This window comes from Streptomyces sp. NPDC001515 (assembly GCF_053597115.1).
In genome coordinates this window covers 1-14,528 of record NZ_JBSFHN010000001.1, presented here as the reverse complement: position 1 = coordinate 14,528, position 14,528 = coordinate 1, and the positions used below count along the sequence as shown (strand labels likewise).

General features: G+C 73.6%; 11 protein-coding genes. 4 read left to right on the top strand and 7 right to left on the bottom strand.

Annotated elements, in window-relative coordinates:
• Window positions 1–20: 20 nt before the first annotated feature.
• The 5 genes from ACWCXC_RS00055 to ACWCXC_RS00035 all read right to left on the bottom strand — a co-directional run bounded on the left by ACWCXC_RS00055 (window position 21) and on the right by ACWCXC_RS00035 (window position 6,873).
• Complete coding sequence (locus tag ACWCXC_RS00055; protein ID WP_450885598.1) at window positions 21–3,737, bottom strand: trypsin-like peptidase domain-containing protein; 3,717 nt, start codon at window positions 3,735–3,737, stop codon at window positions 21–23.
• 45 nt (window positions 3,738–3,782) lie between these two features.
• The gene (locus ACWCXC_RS00050) at window positions 3,783–4,100 is read right to left on the bottom strand and encodes a trypco2 family protein (protein WP_450682199.1); all 318 of its coding nucleotides are present in this window, start codon (window positions 4,098–4,100) and stop codon (window positions 3,783–3,785) included.
• Between the two features lie 75 nt (window positions 4,101–4,175).
• The gene (otsB, locus tag ACWCXC_RS00045; protein ID WP_450885596.1) at window positions 4,176–5,051 is read right to left on the bottom strand and encodes a trehalose-phosphatase; all 876 of its coding nucleotides are present in this window, start codon (window positions 5,049–5,051) and stop codon (window positions 4,176–4,178) included.
• Window positions 5,052–5,243: 192 nt separating this feature from the next.
• The gene (locus ACWCXC_RS00040; RefSeq protein WP_450682197.1) at window positions 5,244–5,507 is read right to left on the bottom strand and encodes a DUF3263 domain-containing protein; all 264 of its coding nucleotides are present in this window, start codon (window positions 5,505–5,507) and stop codon (window positions 5,244–5,246) included.
• A 97-nt stretch (window positions 5,508–5,604) separates the two neighbouring features.
• Window positions 5,605–6,873 (bottom strand): ABC transporter substrate-binding protein, encoded by a 1,269-nt coding sequence (locus ACWCXC_RS00035; protein WP_450682196.1) that lies wholly within the window; start codon window positions 6,871–6,873, stop codon window positions 5,605–5,607.
• A gap of 299 nt (window positions 6,874–7,172) precedes the next feature.
• Here ACWCXC_RS00035 and ACWCXC_RS00030 point away from each other — a divergent pair, with 299 nt between their 5' ends.
• The 4 genes from ACWCXC_RS00030 to ACWCXC_RS00015 all read left to right on the top strand — a co-directional run bounded on the left by ACWCXC_RS00030 (window position 7,173) and on the right by ACWCXC_RS00015 (window position 11,334).
• The gene (locus ACWCXC_RS00030; RefSeq protein WP_450682195.1) at window positions 7,173–8,105 is read left to right on the top strand and encodes an ROK family protein; all 933 of its coding nucleotides are present in this window, start codon (window positions 7,173–7,175) and stop codon (window positions 8,103–8,105) included.
• Window positions 8,105–9,259 carry an N-acetylglucosamine-6-phosphate deacetylase gene (gene nagA / locus ACWCXC_RS00025; protein ID WP_450885593.1) on the top strand — a complete coding sequence of 385 codons (1,155 nt, stop codon included), beginning with the start codon at window positions 8,105–8,107 and terminating at the stop codon, window positions 9,257–9,259. The genes ACWCXC_RS00030 and nagA overlap by 1 nt, the downstream gene beginning before the upstream one ends.
• A 195-nt stretch (window positions 9,260–9,454) precedes the next feature.
• The gene (locus ACWCXC_RS00020) at window positions 9,455–10,435 is read left to right on the top strand and encodes a 1-phosphofructokinase family hexose kinase (protein WP_450682193.1); all 981 of its coding nucleotides are present in this window, start codon (window positions 9,455–9,457) and stop codon (window positions 10,433–10,435) included.
• Between the two features lie 47 nt (window positions 10,436–10,482).
• Window positions 10,483–11,334: a class II fructose-bisphosphate aldolase gene (locus ACWCXC_RS00015; protein ID WP_450885590.1), complete on the top strand. Its 852-nt coding sequence runs from the start codon at window positions 10,483–10,485 to the stop codon at window positions 11,332–11,334.
• Window positions 11,335–11,413: 79 nt separating this feature from the next.
• On the opposite strand, the gene ACWCXC_RS00010 is transcribed toward ACWCXC_RS00015, so the two are convergent.
• On the bottom strand, window positions 11,414–12,397 hold the full coding sequence (locus ACWCXC_RS00010; protein ID WP_450682191.1) for a carbohydrate-binding protein: 984 nt from the start codon (window positions 12,395–12,397) through the stop codon (window positions 11,414–11,416).
• 143 nt (window positions 12,398–12,540) lie between these two features.
• Window positions 12,541–14,190, bottom strand: coding sequence for a diguanylate cyclase CdgB (cdgB, locus tag ACWCXC_RS00005; RefSeq protein WP_450682190.1), 1,650 nt, complete (start codon window positions 14,188–14,190; stop codon window positions 12,541–12,543).
• Window positions 14,191–14,528 lie beyond the last annotated feature (338 nt).

Sequence of the window (14,528 nt, the reverse complement as noted above, 5' to 3'; positions counted from 1 at the left end):
CGGTTGCGTGGAGTCGGTCCTCAGTGCGGCGACAGCCCGTAGCGACGGCGCACCTCAAGCGCCTCGCCACGGCGCCCGCACCGTTCCAGCAGCCGCGCCCAGGAGGCCGCGGTGCTCGTCAGTTCGGCGCTCGGCGACGGCCGGCGCGCGCACAGCGACGCGTAGTGCCCGGTGGCCTCGCCGGCGAGGGGGAGCGCGCGCAGCAGGACACGCATGGAGCCCGGTCCGGCGGCGTGCTCGGCCAGTCGCACCAGCTCCTCGGCCAGCAGCGTCCGGTCCGAGACGTGGTCACCGGCCACGGGCCTCAACAGCTCGACCGCCCGTTTTCTGAACGGCACCGGGTCGCCGACCCCGGTGGTGCCCCGCAGCCAGGCCACCAGGCTGTTGCCGCGCGCACACGCCGACGCCTCCTCTCTCCGGTGCGGATGCTCACGCAGACGCCGTTCGTACAGCTCCAGCGCCTCGTCGCCCGCGGCCAGCGCCTCCTCGTTCCGTTCGACGCGTACGAGCGCCGACGCGTAGTCGTGCAGGGTTTCGGCCAGCCGGTCGTCGTGCGGTCCGGTCCGCAGCCGGGCCAGGGTGCGCCACACCTCGATCTCCTCCTCGGTGCGGGCGAGCGCGGTGTCCTCGTCCCCGGCTTTCCGGTGGAGCCGGGCCGCTTTGGACAGGTCGTTGGCCAGGTCGGTGCCGTTCGCCACCCGGTTGTCGCGGTAGAGCCGCCGGGAGTGGACGAGTGCCTCTTCGATCGTCGCGACGGCCTCGTCGGCCCGCTGGAGCTCGCCGAGGATCCAGGCCCGGTTGCTGAGCGGCAGCCGCAGGCGTTCCGACCGGACCAGAGGCGGACTCCCGGCGAGCGCGTCGTAGAGCCCGCGGGCCTCGGTCAGGGTCTCCAGGGCCTGGTCGTACGGCTGCTCGGTGGACATGTTGACCAGCGACAGCGCGAGGCGGGCCTTGTACCGGTCCGGGTTGTCGGCGGCCAGCCGACGGCGCAGGGCGACCGCCTCCTCGCTGACGGCCCGGATGCGGTCCGGGTCTCCTCCCGCGCGCCAGTAGGCCCAGGAAAGCGAGTTGAGCGTGTCCGACAGGGTGTCGTGATGGGCGTCGGGGTTCTGGGCGGCCAGCCTGCGCTCGATGCGCAGCGCCTCCTCCATGAGGCGGACGCCCTCCTCCGTGTCGCCCGCCTCCGAGCGGCAACTGGCCAGGCTGCGCAGGGAGACGGCGTGGGCCGCCGCTCCGGCGGGATCGCGTGCGGCCAGTTCCGCCCGGATCGCCACCGACTCCTCGGCCGCCGCCACCGCCTCGTCCAGCCGGACGGCCTCCTCGTAGGACACGGCGAGGGAGTTCAGTGCCTCGGCCAGCAGCTCCGGGTCCGGCTCCGCGCCCGTACGCTCCCCCTCGCGGCACAGCGTGACGGCCTCCTCGGCGAGGGTGAGGGAAACGCTCCGGCGGTCCGCGTTCCACTGGTACGCGGCCAGGTGGATGACCGCCCCGGCGAGTGCTCTCCGCTGGTCCGGCCGCGCCCGCCGCACGCCCACCGCCGCCTCCCCCGCCTCCACGGCGGTCCGCCAGTCCCCCGCCCGCGCCGCGCGCTTGGCCCACTCCCCCAGGGCCCACGCGAGACCCTCAGGGTCCGTCTCCCCGGCTCCGGACTCCCGGTACCGCTCGACGAGCAGCCGGGTGAGCCGCGCCCCGAACCGGATGAGTGCGTCGGATGCCTCCGGCAGCGCGGCGACGGCGGCGCGCAGGACCTCGGTGGGGAGCGGGCCGGCGGCCAGCAGGGCGTCGAGCTGTCCCAGCACCTTGTCGCGCTCGCCCGTCCGCCCCGCGTTCGCGTGCGCGACCACGGAGCGGGTGAGAACGGTGAGCGCCTGGGTCTGCTGGGCGGGCGTGGCGCCCTTGAGCAGCGCGGGCAGCAGGCCGGCCGTTTCGACCACCAGGCTTGATGCCTGGAACTCGGCGACGCGGTCGGGCTGGAGCGCGCCCCAGTAGGTCTCGCCGACGCCGGGGTACAGCGTGCGGATGGCCGTGGCCAGCTCCCACTCCCGGCCGGCGGCGAGCGCCGGGACACGGGCGACGACGGCCATCGCCTCGCCCTCGTCGGCGGCCCCGCAGAGGGTCGCGGCGGCGACCACCCGGCGTACCAGGGGCATCGCCGGCGGCCGGTCGACGGCGGTGGCGAGGGTGCGGTCCCAGTAGCGCTCCTCGTGGCGCAGCAGTGTCTTCTCCACCGCCTCGCCGTCGTCGGCGGCCTGCGGGGAGGGCCCGGCCTGGAGCAGGGTGACCAGGGCCTCCATCTGGACGTTGAGGGCGGTGGCGTAGCGGCTTCCGGACATGTCGGCCGGGGCGGACAGCCCCGCCGCCACGGCACTCCAGTCGTGGTGCTCGTAGCCCTCGGTCCGTTGCAGGTGCCCGGCCAGTCCGCGCAGCGCCGCGGCGAAGGTCTCGCGGCGGTCGTCCGACGTGGCGTCCAGCGGGCCGAGTTCGGTGACGGGGGCTTCGGCCAGCAGATCGTGGGTGGCGGCGCCGCTGCCGTAGGCGTCGTGCTGCCAGCCGCCGGAGGAGCGCGCGACCAGCAGCACCCGCACGGTCTGCCCCGAGGCCGCCGCTTCGCGGGCCCGGTCGATCAGGTGGCGGATCGAGCGCGGGCGGGTCTCGGCGTAGTCGACGACGAGCAGCAGATCGCGCGCGCAGTCGCCGAGGGCGTGCAGCGCGGCGTTCTCGTCGGCGGTCCATTCGCCGTCGGCGAGTTCGCCGTGGAACAGACCCGCGACCCAGCCCGGCCGCCGGCCGACGACCTCGACCAGGCGGCGGGCCAGCCGGCTCTTGCCCTGGCCGCCGAGTCCGGTGAGCACCCGGAGGGCCAGGTTGCCGGCGGGTGCGGCGGTACGCGCGAGTGGACCCGCCGGGCCGGTGCACCAGTCCCACAGGTCTTCCCAGATCCTGGCCCGGCCCCGGAACGCGATGGCCTCCACGTCGGCGCGCAGCAGCATCGCCGGGGAGCGCAGCTCATGGGCGCGGGTCGCCGGGTCGAGGAGCGGGGCCAGTTCGGCGGGCTCGGCGACGGGGGTGCGGCGGCCGGTCGCCGCGCGCAGGGCCGTGCGGAAGTCGCGGTCGGCGAGGATCTCCGCGGCGCGGGTGGCCGTGAGCCGGCTGCCGGACGCCGCGCGCCGGTCCTTGCGGATCACGCCCAGGAGGAGTTTCCCGCCGAACACGCAGGCACCGGACATCCCGGACCACGCCGCCGCGTGCGGGTCGACGGCGGGCAGCGGGTCCCGGCTCAGCACCTCCCAGCGGCGCGCGGACGCGCCCGTGCCGGGGCTGATGTGTCCGGCGAGGTGTTCCTCGGACCGGAGCGGGCGCTCCCCCGCCCGCTCGGCACGCTGGCTCCTCGGGTAGCCGCAGGAGACGACCCGGTGGCGGGCGACGCCGGTGACCAGGTCGCCCCAGCGCTGCGGCGCGGTGCCCGCCGCGCGTTCGGCGACGGGGCCGTCGACCCGGAGCAGGGCGGCGTCCACCACGTCGTCGTGCCGGAGCCACAGCACCCGGGCCCGCCAGGGGCCCTGGTCGGCGGTCTCGGCGGGGAACCGGACGGACGGAACGCGGCGGCGGCCGTCCTCCGTCTCCAGCACGTGCCCGGCGGTGAGGACCAGCCCGGGGCCGATCAGATACCCCGTTCCGAACGCGTCCGAGCCCGTCCCGTCGCGGCCGCGCACCTGCACCACACGTCTGAGATTCACCCGTCACCCCCGCGCCGGGGGGCTCCCCGGGGCCGTCGCTCCCGCTCAGTCGTCCCGGTCGCCGATCTCCAGGTCCCCGCCCGAACCGTCGCGGGGGTGCAGGGTGAGCTGGATGCGGTGGGTGGTGTGCCGGGTGCGGTCGCGCTTGGCGTCGACCGCGGCCACGCCGAAGCGGAGGCCGCCGCCGGCCGAGGCGGCACGGGTCAGCTCGACCGCGAGTTCGACGGTGACCTCGCCGACCTTGAAGCGGACATCGGAGCCGTCGGCTTCGCGCTGGGCCGCGGTCAGCTGCCTGCGCAGCAGCCGTACGGCCTCCGTCAGATCGAGTCCGTCGCCCGCCGTCGGGTGCTCACCCTCACGCACGGATTCCCCCTGTCCTCGGCCGCGTGGGGACAGGGTGCCACAGGGGCGCGTGGCGACGAAGGGCGATATCGCCAATCAGCCTGAATTCGCTGCCAGTTGGCCCGCGAGCGCCCGCAGGAAGCCCACGACCGCCTCCGGGCCGGGCAGCGACAGGTCGGCGCGCTCGGCCAGTTCGGTGACCTCGGTGCTGCCGCTGCAGATCAGGAGACCGGGGGTGCCGCCGTCGGGGCCGCCGGCGCGGAGCTTCTCCACGGCGGCGTACGCGGCGAGGTCGCCGAGGTCGTCGCCGGCGTAGAGCACGGACTCGGCGCCCACCTCGCGCAGGTAGCGGGTGAGGGCGACGCCCTTGTCCATGCCGGGCGGGCGCAGCTCCAGGACGAGGCGGCCCGGTTCGACGATCAGGCCGTGCCGGGCGGCGAGTTCGCCCAGCGGGCCGCGCAGCGCCTCGAAGGCGCCCTGCGGGTCGGCGGCGCGGCGGGTGTGGACGGCGACGGCCTGGCCCTTCTCCTCGGTCCAAGTGCCGTGCCAGGCGTCGAACCGGTCGAGCACGCCGGGGAGTTCGGCCCGTGCGGCGGCGACGCCGGGGTGCGGGGCCGGGGTGGTGACGGTGCCGGTGGCGGCGTCCCAGCGTTCGGCGCCGTAGTGGCCGAGGACCACGAGGTGGTCCAGCCCGGGGACCCCGGCGAAGCCGCCGCGCCGGACCGCGATGCCGGCCTGCCGGCCGGTGATCACGGCGACGGAGGCGACCAGCGGGGAGAGCGCGACCAGGGCCTCGACGGCGCCGGGGTGGGCGCGGGCCTGTTCCGGGTCCGGGACGATGTCCGCGAGCGTGCCGTCGAAGTCGAGCGCGACGACCGCGCGGTCGGGCCGGGCCAGGAGCGCGTCGAGGCCCTCCTGCCCGGCGGCGGTGACGGGGGTCGGCAGAGGCGGGGTGTGCGGGTGGCTGCCCATGCTTCGAGCTTAGGGCCTGGGAGGGCCCGGGTGCCGGGGTTCGGGACCTGTGTGCGGGCGGGGTGCGCGGCGGGGGCCGTCCCCGGTGGGGTGCGCGGCGGGGGCCGTTCCCGGGCGGGCACGTGGCGGTCGCCGGAGGGGAGCCGGATGCCGTCGGGTGCTGTCCGACGCGCACCCTCGGGTGCGGTGTCGTCAGCGGCGTCCGCGGCGGGCCTCGCGGACCCGGCGCAGCCGGTTCACCGTCACCGGGTCGGCCTCCAGGGCGCGGCGGTCGTCCAGGAGCGCGTTGAGCAGTTGGTAGTAGCGGGTCGGGGAGATGCCGAGCTGCTCCCTGATCGCCCGCTCCTTGGCCCCCGGCCCCGCCCAGGAGCGCCGCTCGACCGCGAGCACCGCGCGCTCGCGGTCGGAGAGCGCGTCCGCGGGCTCGTCGGGGCCGTTCGGGGGGAGAGCGGTCATATCAGCCAATATATTGCGCGGCACGGACACCGCCACGGCGGCCGGAGGGGTTCGGAAGGGGGCCGGAAGGAACCTCTGCTCCGCCTTCCCGCTCCGCCTACTCCGCCTTCTCGGCGGCGGTCGCCTCCTGCGCGATGTGTTCGAGAACCAGTCCGGGGGTGGCTCCGGGGTCCACCGCCTTGCCGATGTTCTCCTTGATGGACTCGCTGGCCTTCGCCCAGGACGTCTTGCCGAAGGGGTAGAACTCGGCGCTGGACAGCGTGGCCAGGAACTGGTGCAGCGGCTTGTACCGGGGGTCGTCCTCCATCGCGGCCGAGGCGCTGTCGGTGACCGGCAGCATGTCGTACGTGTCCGCGAACTCGATGACGTTCCTGTCGGTGAACAGGTAGTCGAAGAACTTCCCGATCTCGACCCGGTGGTCGTTCTGCTTGAACCCCATGATCCAGTCGGCGACGCCCATCGAGGTCTTGGTGGGCCCGTTGGCGCCGGGCAGCCTCACCATGCCGACGTGCACGCCCTTCCTCTCGGCGTCCTCCATCAGCGTGGGGTGGCCGTTGAGCATGCCGACCTGGCCCTTGCCGAAGGCTTCGAACGCCTTGGCGCGGTTGAGCTTGCGGGGGGCGACGGGGCCGGTGAGGCCCTTGTCGACCAGGCTGTCCTTCAGCCAGGTGAAGGTGCGGACGTTCTCCGGCGAGTCGAGGGTGTACGTGCCGACGTCGTCGGTGTAGCCACCGCCGCCGCTGAGCATCCACTGCAAGGTCTCGGCCTGAGACTCCTCCGGGCCGAGCGGCAGGGCGAAGGGGTAGCGCACCCCGCGCTGCTTGAGCGCGGCGGCGTCGGCGGCGATGTCGCCCCAGGTCTTCGGGGCGGTCAGCCCGGCCTGGGAGAAGAGGTCCTTGTTGTAGAAGAGCAGCCGGGTGCTGGCGACGAACGGCAGTCCGTACTGGACGCGGTCGACCCGGCCGGCGTCGGCGAGCTTGGGCAGGAAGTTCGCCTGGGTGGGGATGGAGAGCATCTGGTCGGCGGAGTAGAGCTTCCCGGCCTTGGCGTAGTCGGCGTACGCGCCGATCTGGGCGATGTCGGGGGCCTGGCCGGACGCCACCATCTCGGACACCTTGCGGTCGATGTCCGTCCACGGCAGGACGGTCACCTGGACCTTGATGCCGGGGTGGGACGCCTCGAAGCTCCGGGCGACGCCGTTCCAGTACGTATCGGACTTGTCCGCCTCGCCGGTGCCGTAGTCGGCCGCGACCACCTTCAGCGTGACGTCCCCGTCCCCACCGCCGCCGCCGGAGCAGCTCGTCAGGGTGGCCGCCATCCCCAGTGCGGCGACCGCCGCCGTCAGTCCCGTATAACGCCGCTGCACAGCTCAGTCCGTCCTCATTGTTCGCGCCATCCCACGGGATCACGCCACCCGCGGCATCCACGTCGTCGTGGGGCCCTCCGGATGAGCTGCGATTTTGCACCACCCCGCCCCAGGAGGTCTACACCACTTGGGTCTCGCTTCCGCAAACGGGGTCCCGGCCGGCCCGAGCCGCACACGCCCACGCACGGGCGCTCACATGGGGTGATCACAGCGGGTGACGCGACTGTTTTGTATGGACGCGCAACAAACAGCGCTAGTGGACTAGACCTTTTGGGGTCCCTCGGGCGAAACTGTTTCCCGTGAAACACGTCATCGCCCTCGATGTGGGCGGCACCGGAATGAAGGCCGCACTGGTCGGGGCCGACGGCGCCCTGCTCCACGAGGCACGGCGGGCGACCGGCAGAAAGCGCGGCGCCGACGCCGTGGTCGAGTCCATCCTCACCTTCGCCGCGGATCTGCGCGCCTACGGCCAGGAGCACTTCGGCCAGAGCGCCCTCGCGGCGGGCGTCGCCGTCCCCGGCATCGTGGACGCGGCCAACGGCATCGCCGTCTACGCCGCCAACCTGGGCTGGCGCGACGTCCCCCTCCGCCGGCTGCTCGGCGAACGGCTCGGTGACGTTCCCGTCGCCCTCGGCCACGACGTCAGGAGCGGCGGACTCGCCGAGGGCCGGATCGGCGCGGGCAAGGGCGCCGACCGCTTCCTCTTCGTCCCCCTGGGCACCGGCATCGCCGGCGCCATCGGGATCGGCGACACCATCGAGGAGGGCGCCCACGGCTACGCGGGCGAGATCGGCCACGTCGTGGTCCGGCCGGACGGCCCGGACTGCGCCTGCGGCCAGCGCGGCTGCCTGGAGACCCTGGCCTCCGCGTCCGCCGTCAGCCGGGCCTGGGCCGCGGCGTCCGGCGATCCCGAGGCCGACGCCGCCGACTGCGCCAAGGCCGTCGAATCCGGCGACCCGAAGGCCGTCGCGGTCTGGCTCGACGCCGTCGACGCGCTCTCCGCGGGGCTGGTCACCGCCCTCACCCTGCTGGACCCCCGCACGATCATCATCGGTGGCGGGCTCGCCGAGGCCGGGGAAACCTTGTTCACACCACTCCGTGCGGCCGTCGAGGAACGCGTCTCGTTCCAGAAGCTGCCCCACATCGTCCCGGCGGCCCTCGGGGACACCGCCGGATGCCTGGGCGCAGGGCTGCTCGCCTGGGATCTTCTCTCCACGGAGGTATCCGCCTGATGGCCGGACGCGCAGACAGCACCGTTCTCGCCGGTGCCCGGGTGGTACTGCCCACCGGCACCGTCGACAACGGCCGGGTGATCGTCGAGGGCACCCGCATCGCCGGCAGCGTCGCGGACGACGCACCCCGTGTCGACCTGTCGGGCCACTGGATCGTCCCCGGCTTCGTGGACATGCACAACCACGGCGGCGGCGGGGCCTCCTTCACCTCCGGCACCGTGGACGAGGTCCTCACCGGTGTCCGCACCCACCGCGAGCACGGCACCACCACCCTGGTCGCCTCCACCGTCACGGGCGAGATGGACTTCCTCGCCGAACGGGCCGGGATCCTCTCCGAACTCGTCGAACAGGGCGACCTGGCCGGCATCCACTTCGAGGGCCCCTTCATCTCGCCGTGCCGCAAGGGCGCCCACAGCGAGGGCCTGCTGCGCCACCCGGACCCCGCCGAGGTCCGCAAGCTGATGGACGCCGCGCGCGGCACCGCCAGGATGTTCACCCTCGCCACCGAACTGCCCGGCGGCATCGACTCCGTACGGCTGCTCGCCGAGCACGGCGTCATCGCGGCCATCGGCCACACCGACGCCACGTACGAGCAGACCGTCGAGGCCATCGACGCGGGCGCCACCGTCGCCACGCACCTCTACAACGCGATGCCCGGCCTCGGCCACCGCGCGCCCGGCCCGATCGCCGCGCTCCTGGAGGACGAGCGGATCACGGTCGAGCTGATCAACGACGGGACGCATCTGCACCCCGCCGCGCTGGAGCTCGCCTACCACCACGCGGGCGCCCACCGCGTCGCCCTCATCACCGACGCCATGGACGCGGCCGGCTTCGGGGACGGCCAGTACCAGCTCGGCCCGCTCGCCGTCGAGGTCAAGGATGGCGTGGCCCGGCTCGTCGAGGGCGGCTCCATCGCCGGTTCCACCCTCACCCTGGACACCGCCTTCCACCGGGCCGTCACCGTCGACCGGATTCCGGTCGGCGACGTGGTGCAGTCCATCTCCGCCAACCCCGCCCGGCTCCTCGGCGTCTACGACCGCGTCGGCTCCCTGGAGCCCGGCAAGGACGCCGACCTCGTCGTGCTCGACGAAGAGTTCCGCCTCGCCGGAGTCATGCGCAAGGGCGAGTGGATCGTCCGGCCCAAGAACGCCTGACACCCGGGCGCGCGGACGGGCGTACGTAACGAAGAGACGGCGGTTGGCCTGCGGGACTGGGCCGACCGCCTTCCCTTTGGCATGATCACCCAGAAACCGCCTTCCCTTTGGCATGATCACCCGGAAGACGGGCCCGCCTGGGAAACGAGCGGGGGAAAGCGCGTTCCGGCAAGGAATCGGGAGGGGGCGGCCGAGGTGATCCTCACGGTCACGCTGAACACGGCACTCGACCTGACCTACGCCGTACCGGCCCTCGTCCCGCACACCACCCACCGCGTCACCGCCCCCGCCGAACGCCCCGGCGGCAAGGGCGTCAACGTCGCCCGGGTGCTCGCCGCCCTCGGCCACGACACCGTCGTCACCGGCTTCGCCGGCGGCCGCACCGGAGCCGTCCTGCGCGAACGCCTCGCCGCCACCGCACCGGACGCGGCCCCCGGAACGACCACCGGGCCCCCCGCGCCCCGCGCGACCCTCACCGACGCCCTCGTCCCCGTCTCCGGCGACACCCGCCGCACCCTGGCCGTCGTCGACCGCGCCACCGGGGACACCACCCAGTTCAACGAGCCCGGACCGCACATCACCGTCGAGGAGTGGACCGCCTTCCTGGGCACCTACCGCGAGCTGCTGGCCGGCGCCGACGCCGTCGCGCTCTGCGGCAGCCTGCCGCCCGGCATCCACGTCGGCGCCTACGCCGAACTGGTCCGGCTCGCCCGCGCCGCCGGCGTCCCGGCCCTGCTGGACACCAGCGGCGAACCGCTCCGCCGGGGCATCGCCGCCCGCCCCGACCTGATCAAGCCCAACGCCGACGAGCTGGCCCAGCTCACCGGCTCCCGCGAACCCCTGCGCGCCACCCGGGACGCCCGCCGCCGGGGCGCGCACACCGTGATCGCCTCGCTGGGCCCCGAGGGCCTGCTGGCGGTCACCCCGGACGGCGGCTGGCAGGCGTCCCCGCCCGCCCCCGTCAAGGGCAACCCGACCGGGGCCGGCGATTCCGCGGTGGCCGGACTGCTGTCCGGACTCGTCGAGGGACTGGCCTGGCCCGACCGGCTGCGCAGGGCGGTGGCACTGTCGACGGCGACCGTGCTCGCCCCCGCCGCCGGCGACTTCGACCGCGCGGCGTACGAGGAGCTGCTGCCGCGCGTCACCGTCGAGCGGCACGCACCAGGAGCCGCCTGAACGCCGCGCCGGGCCCCCGGGCCCGGAGAAAAACACAGAGGTCCAGCATGCCGCTCGTCAGCACCGGTGAACTCGTCTCCGCCGCCCAGGCACGGGGCCACGGGATCGCCGCCTTCAACGTCATCACGCTGGAGCACGCGGAGGCCATCGCCACCGGGGCCGAGCGCGCCGGGGCCCCGGCCGTCCTCCAGATCTCCGAGAACGCCGTGAAGTTCCACGGCGGCCGGCTCGCCCCCGTCGCCGCCGCGGCCGCCGCCGTCGCCCGCGCCTCCACCGCCCCGCTCGCCCTCCACCTCGACCACGTCGAATCCGTGGAACTGCTCCACCGGGCCCACGAGACGGGCTTCGGCTCGGTGATGTTCGACGCCTCGAAGCTCGGCTACGAGGAGAACGTACGGGCCACCGCCGCCGCCGTCGCCTGGGGCCACGACCACGGCATCTGGATCGAGGCCGAGCTGGGCCGGGTCGGCGGCAAGGAGGGCGATGCCCCGCTCGACGCCCACGCCCCCGGCGTCCGCACCGACCCGGACGAGGCCGCCGCGTACGTCGCGGCCACCGGGGTCGACGCGCTGGCCGTCGCCGTCGGCTCCTCCCACGCCATGACCGAGCGCACCGCCGCGCTCGACCACGAGCTGATCGGCCGGCTGCGCGCCGCCGTCCCCGTCCCGCTCGTCCTGCACGGCTCCAGCGGCGTCCCGGACGACGAGATCCGCCGGGCCGTCGCCTCCTCCGGCATGGTCAAGGTCAACGTCGGCACCGCGCTGAACACCGCGTTCACCGCGGCCGTCCGCGCCCACCTCGCCGAGCACACCACCGCGGTCGACCCCCGCGGCTACCTCGCCCCCGGCCGCGAGGCCATGGCCGCCACGGTCGCCGGCTTCCTCGCCCTGATGGGCTGAGACCCCGCGCCGGAACGCCGACGGCCCCCGCACCCTCCTCGGGAGGTGCGGGGGCCGTCGGCGTACGTACCGGCGCGGATCAGCGCGTCTGGTGACCGGCCTTCAGCGACAGCTGGTCCAGGTTGGCGTCGCACTGGTCGCCCTCGTTGCAGGAGATCATCAGGGTGTTCGGACCCTTGGTGAGGTTGACGTACGCGTAGGTCGTCGTCCACCCCTTCTCCAGATCGCCCTCGGGGGCGTTGGCGAAGTTCTTCATGTTGATGGAGCGCGGCTCCTCGGCGTTGACCGTCAGGGACGTCTTGGCGTCCTTGCCCGGCACGCCGTAGGTCACGAACAGCGTGTACTCGCCGGCCTCCGGCACGTCCACGGACCAGGTCGCCGAACGGCCCACCGCGTTGAGGTTGATGTACTGCCCGTTGTTGCTCTTGGCGCCCTTGACCGAGTTGTCCAGCGCCGCGTCGCCGCCGAGCTTCAGCGCCGCCGCGTCCTGCTTCGGCAGCTCCGGCGGGGCGGAGGAGCTGGTGCTCGCCTCGGGCGTCGGGGACTCCTCGACCTCACCGGCCGGCCCCTCCGTGGACGAGGACCCCGCCTCGTCCTTCTTGCCCTTGTCGCCGTCGTCCGTCATCAGCGCCGCGCCGATGCCGATGAGCACGACCGCGACCACGGCGACCGCGCCGATCAGCAGACCCTTGGTGTTCGGACCGCCCTTGCCGCCGGGACCGCCGTGTCCGCCGCCCTGGCGTGGGCCCTGCGTGCCGCCGCCGGCGTACGTCTCCGGGGCCGCGTACTGCGGATTCGGCTGGCCGTAGGGCTGCTGAGGCTGGCCGTACGCCTGCTGCTGCCCGTACGCCTGCTGCTGCGGCACCTGGCCGTACTGGCGCTCACCGACGGTCCGGACCTGGTTGTACGAGGTCCGGGGCCGTCCCGGCTGCGCGGCGGGCCCGGGGTAGCCGTAGCCGCCCTGGCCGCCCGGCGGCTGTGCGCCGGCCGCCTGGCCGTCCTCGTAGAGGTAGCCGAACGGATCGTCGTCCTCGGGTGTGCTCGCGCCGTTGTTCCCGGCCATCCCTGGGTCACTCCTCACCATGTCGCCAGCCGTCGCCGAATCTCGCCAGCCGTCGCCGACCGGCCGAGCCTACCTCGAACGGCCCACGTCAAGAATTGCCGGAGGGTGCGGCCCCATGGCCGCGACCGACGCCCCGGCGAACGTCAGCCGGCCCTCCGGTGAACCTTCGACCGGGACCGCTTCTCCACGTACATCCGCTGGTCGGCGGAGCGCAGCACCTCTTCGGCGGTCATCCCGCAGGCCGCCCAGCCGATCCCGAAACTCGCCCCGACCCGGACCGCGCGGCCGTCGACCCGAATGGGCGGAATGATGGCGTTCCGCAGCCGAACGGCCAGGTCGGCGGCGTCCGCCGACCCCAGCCCGTCCGCGAGAACGACGAATTCGTCACCCCCCAGCCGGGCGACGGTGTCGCCGTCGCGGACACAGGTGGTCAGCCGGCGGGCGACCTCGATGAGAACCGCGTCACCCGTGTGGTGCCCGAACCGGTCGTTGATCGACTTGAAGCCGTCCAGATCGCAGAAGAGCACCGCGAGCCCCTTGGCCCCGTCGTCGTGGTCCGGGTCGGGCGCGACGGTGTGCACATGGTGGTCGTAGGGGGCCACGCCCCGGGCCGGGTCGAAACCGTCGGACGGGAAGCCGTGCGCGCGGGCCTCGTCCACGTCCCCGTACGCGGCGTCCAGCGCCTCCACGTCCGAGGACATCGACGCGTGCGGGCGCTCGCAGAGCCGGGCGCCGAGCCGGGACCGCAGCTCCGCGCTGTTGGGCAGCCCGGTCAGGGCGTCGTGCGAGGCCCGGTGGGCGAGGTTCAGCTCGTGGCGCTTGCGCTCCTCGATGTCCTCGACGTGCGTGAGCAGGAAGCGCGGCCCGTCCGCCGTGTCCGCGACCACCGAGTTGCGCAGCGAGACCCACAGGTAGGTGCCGTCCCGGCGGCCCAGCCGCAGTTCGGCCCGGCCGCCCTCGGCGGAGGTGCGGAGCAGGGTGCCGATGTCCTCGGGGTGGACCAGATCGGCGAAGGAGTAGCGCCGCAGTACGGAGGCGGGGCGGCCCAGCAGCCGGCACAGGGCGTCGTTGGTGCGCAGCAGCCGGCCGTGCTGGTCGCCGCCGAGTTCGGCGATGGCCATGCCGCTGGGGGCGTACTCGAAGGCCTGGCGGAAGGATTCCTCGCTGGCCCGCAGCGCCTGCTGTTCGCGCTCCAGGCGGACCAGGGCGCGCTGCATGTTTGCTCGGAGCTTGGCGTTGCTGATCGCAATGGCGGACTGGGACGCGTACATCTGGAGGGCCTCGCGGCCCCAGGCTCCGGGGCGTCGTCCGTTGCGGGGGCGGTCGACGGATATGACGCCCAGGAGGTCCACGCCGCTGCCCGTGGCGTACATCGGGGCGTAGAGCCGGTCCTGGGGGTGCCACTCGTCCTCGAAGCGGGGTTCGGGGCCCTCGGTGTGCCACTGCGGGACGTCGTCGTCCAGGAGCACCCAGCCGTCGGTGTGGGGGATGAACCGCAGTTCGTCCCAGACCTCGCCCATGGCCAGCCGGCGCTCCCAGGAGGCGCGGGAGCCGACGCGGCCGGTGATCAGGGCCTCGGCGGCGGCGTTGCCCGCGAAGGCGGCGACGACGAGATCCCCGTCGGGGCGGACGAGGTTGACGCAGGCAAGCTCGTATCCGAGACCGGCGACGATTCCGTCGGCCACGGTCTGCAGCGTGTCGGCCAGGCTCCGTGCCGTGTTGAGATCGGTCACGACCTGGTGCAGCTGCCGCATCGTCGCAAGACGGACGTACGGCTCCGACTCGGCCTCCATTGCTCGCACTCCCCGAGACCTCGACAGCACTCCAGATGTCATATCGACGCACTTGACGTACTTACTGCAGTGTCACGGCCACTGAATCACAGTGAGCTGTGCACCCGGTACACAGGGTCAACAAATATCGCGCTCTGTGACTCAAGTCACAACAGATGGTAAAAGGGCCTCGTGAGCCGTACCGGTTCGCACATCCGTTTCATGAACGCAAAACGCAAACCCTCCCCACGGCGGTGGGGGCCGGTCCTAGGCGGTGTCCGTAAAGTCGGTGGGTCGTTACTCCAGTTGTGGTGCGTCGACATGAACTGACGGATGAGTCGTGGGCGCTGATCGCCCCG

What these genes read in the sequence shown, in the direction of transcription:
- otsB (WP_450885596.1), bottom strand. Translation starts at nt 5,051, where the DNA reads ATGGGCAGCCACCCGCACACCCCGCCTCTGCCGACCCCCGTCACCGCC.
- ACWCXC_RS00040 (WP_450682197.1), bottom strand. Translation starts at nt 5,507, where the DNA reads ATGACCGCTCTCCCCCCGAACGGCCCCGACGAGCCCGCGGACGCGCTC.
- nagA (WP_450885593.1), top strand. Translation starts at nt 8,105, where the DNA reads ATGGCCGGACGCGCAGACAGCACCGTTCTCGCCGGTGCCCGGGTGGTA.
- ACWCXC_RS00015 (WP_450885590.1), top strand. Translation starts at nt 10,483, where the DNA reads ATGCCGCTCGTCAGCACCGGTGAACTCGTCTCCGCCGCCCAGGCACGG.
- ACWCXC_RS00010 (WP_450682191.1), bottom strand. Translation starts at nt 12,397, where the DNA reads ATGGCCGGGAACAACGGCGCGAGCACACCCGAGGACGACGATCCGTTC.
- cdgB (WP_450682190.1), bottom strand. Translation starts at nt 14,190, where the DNA reads ATGGAGGCCGAGTCGGAGCCGTACGTCCGTCTTGCGACGATGCGGCAG.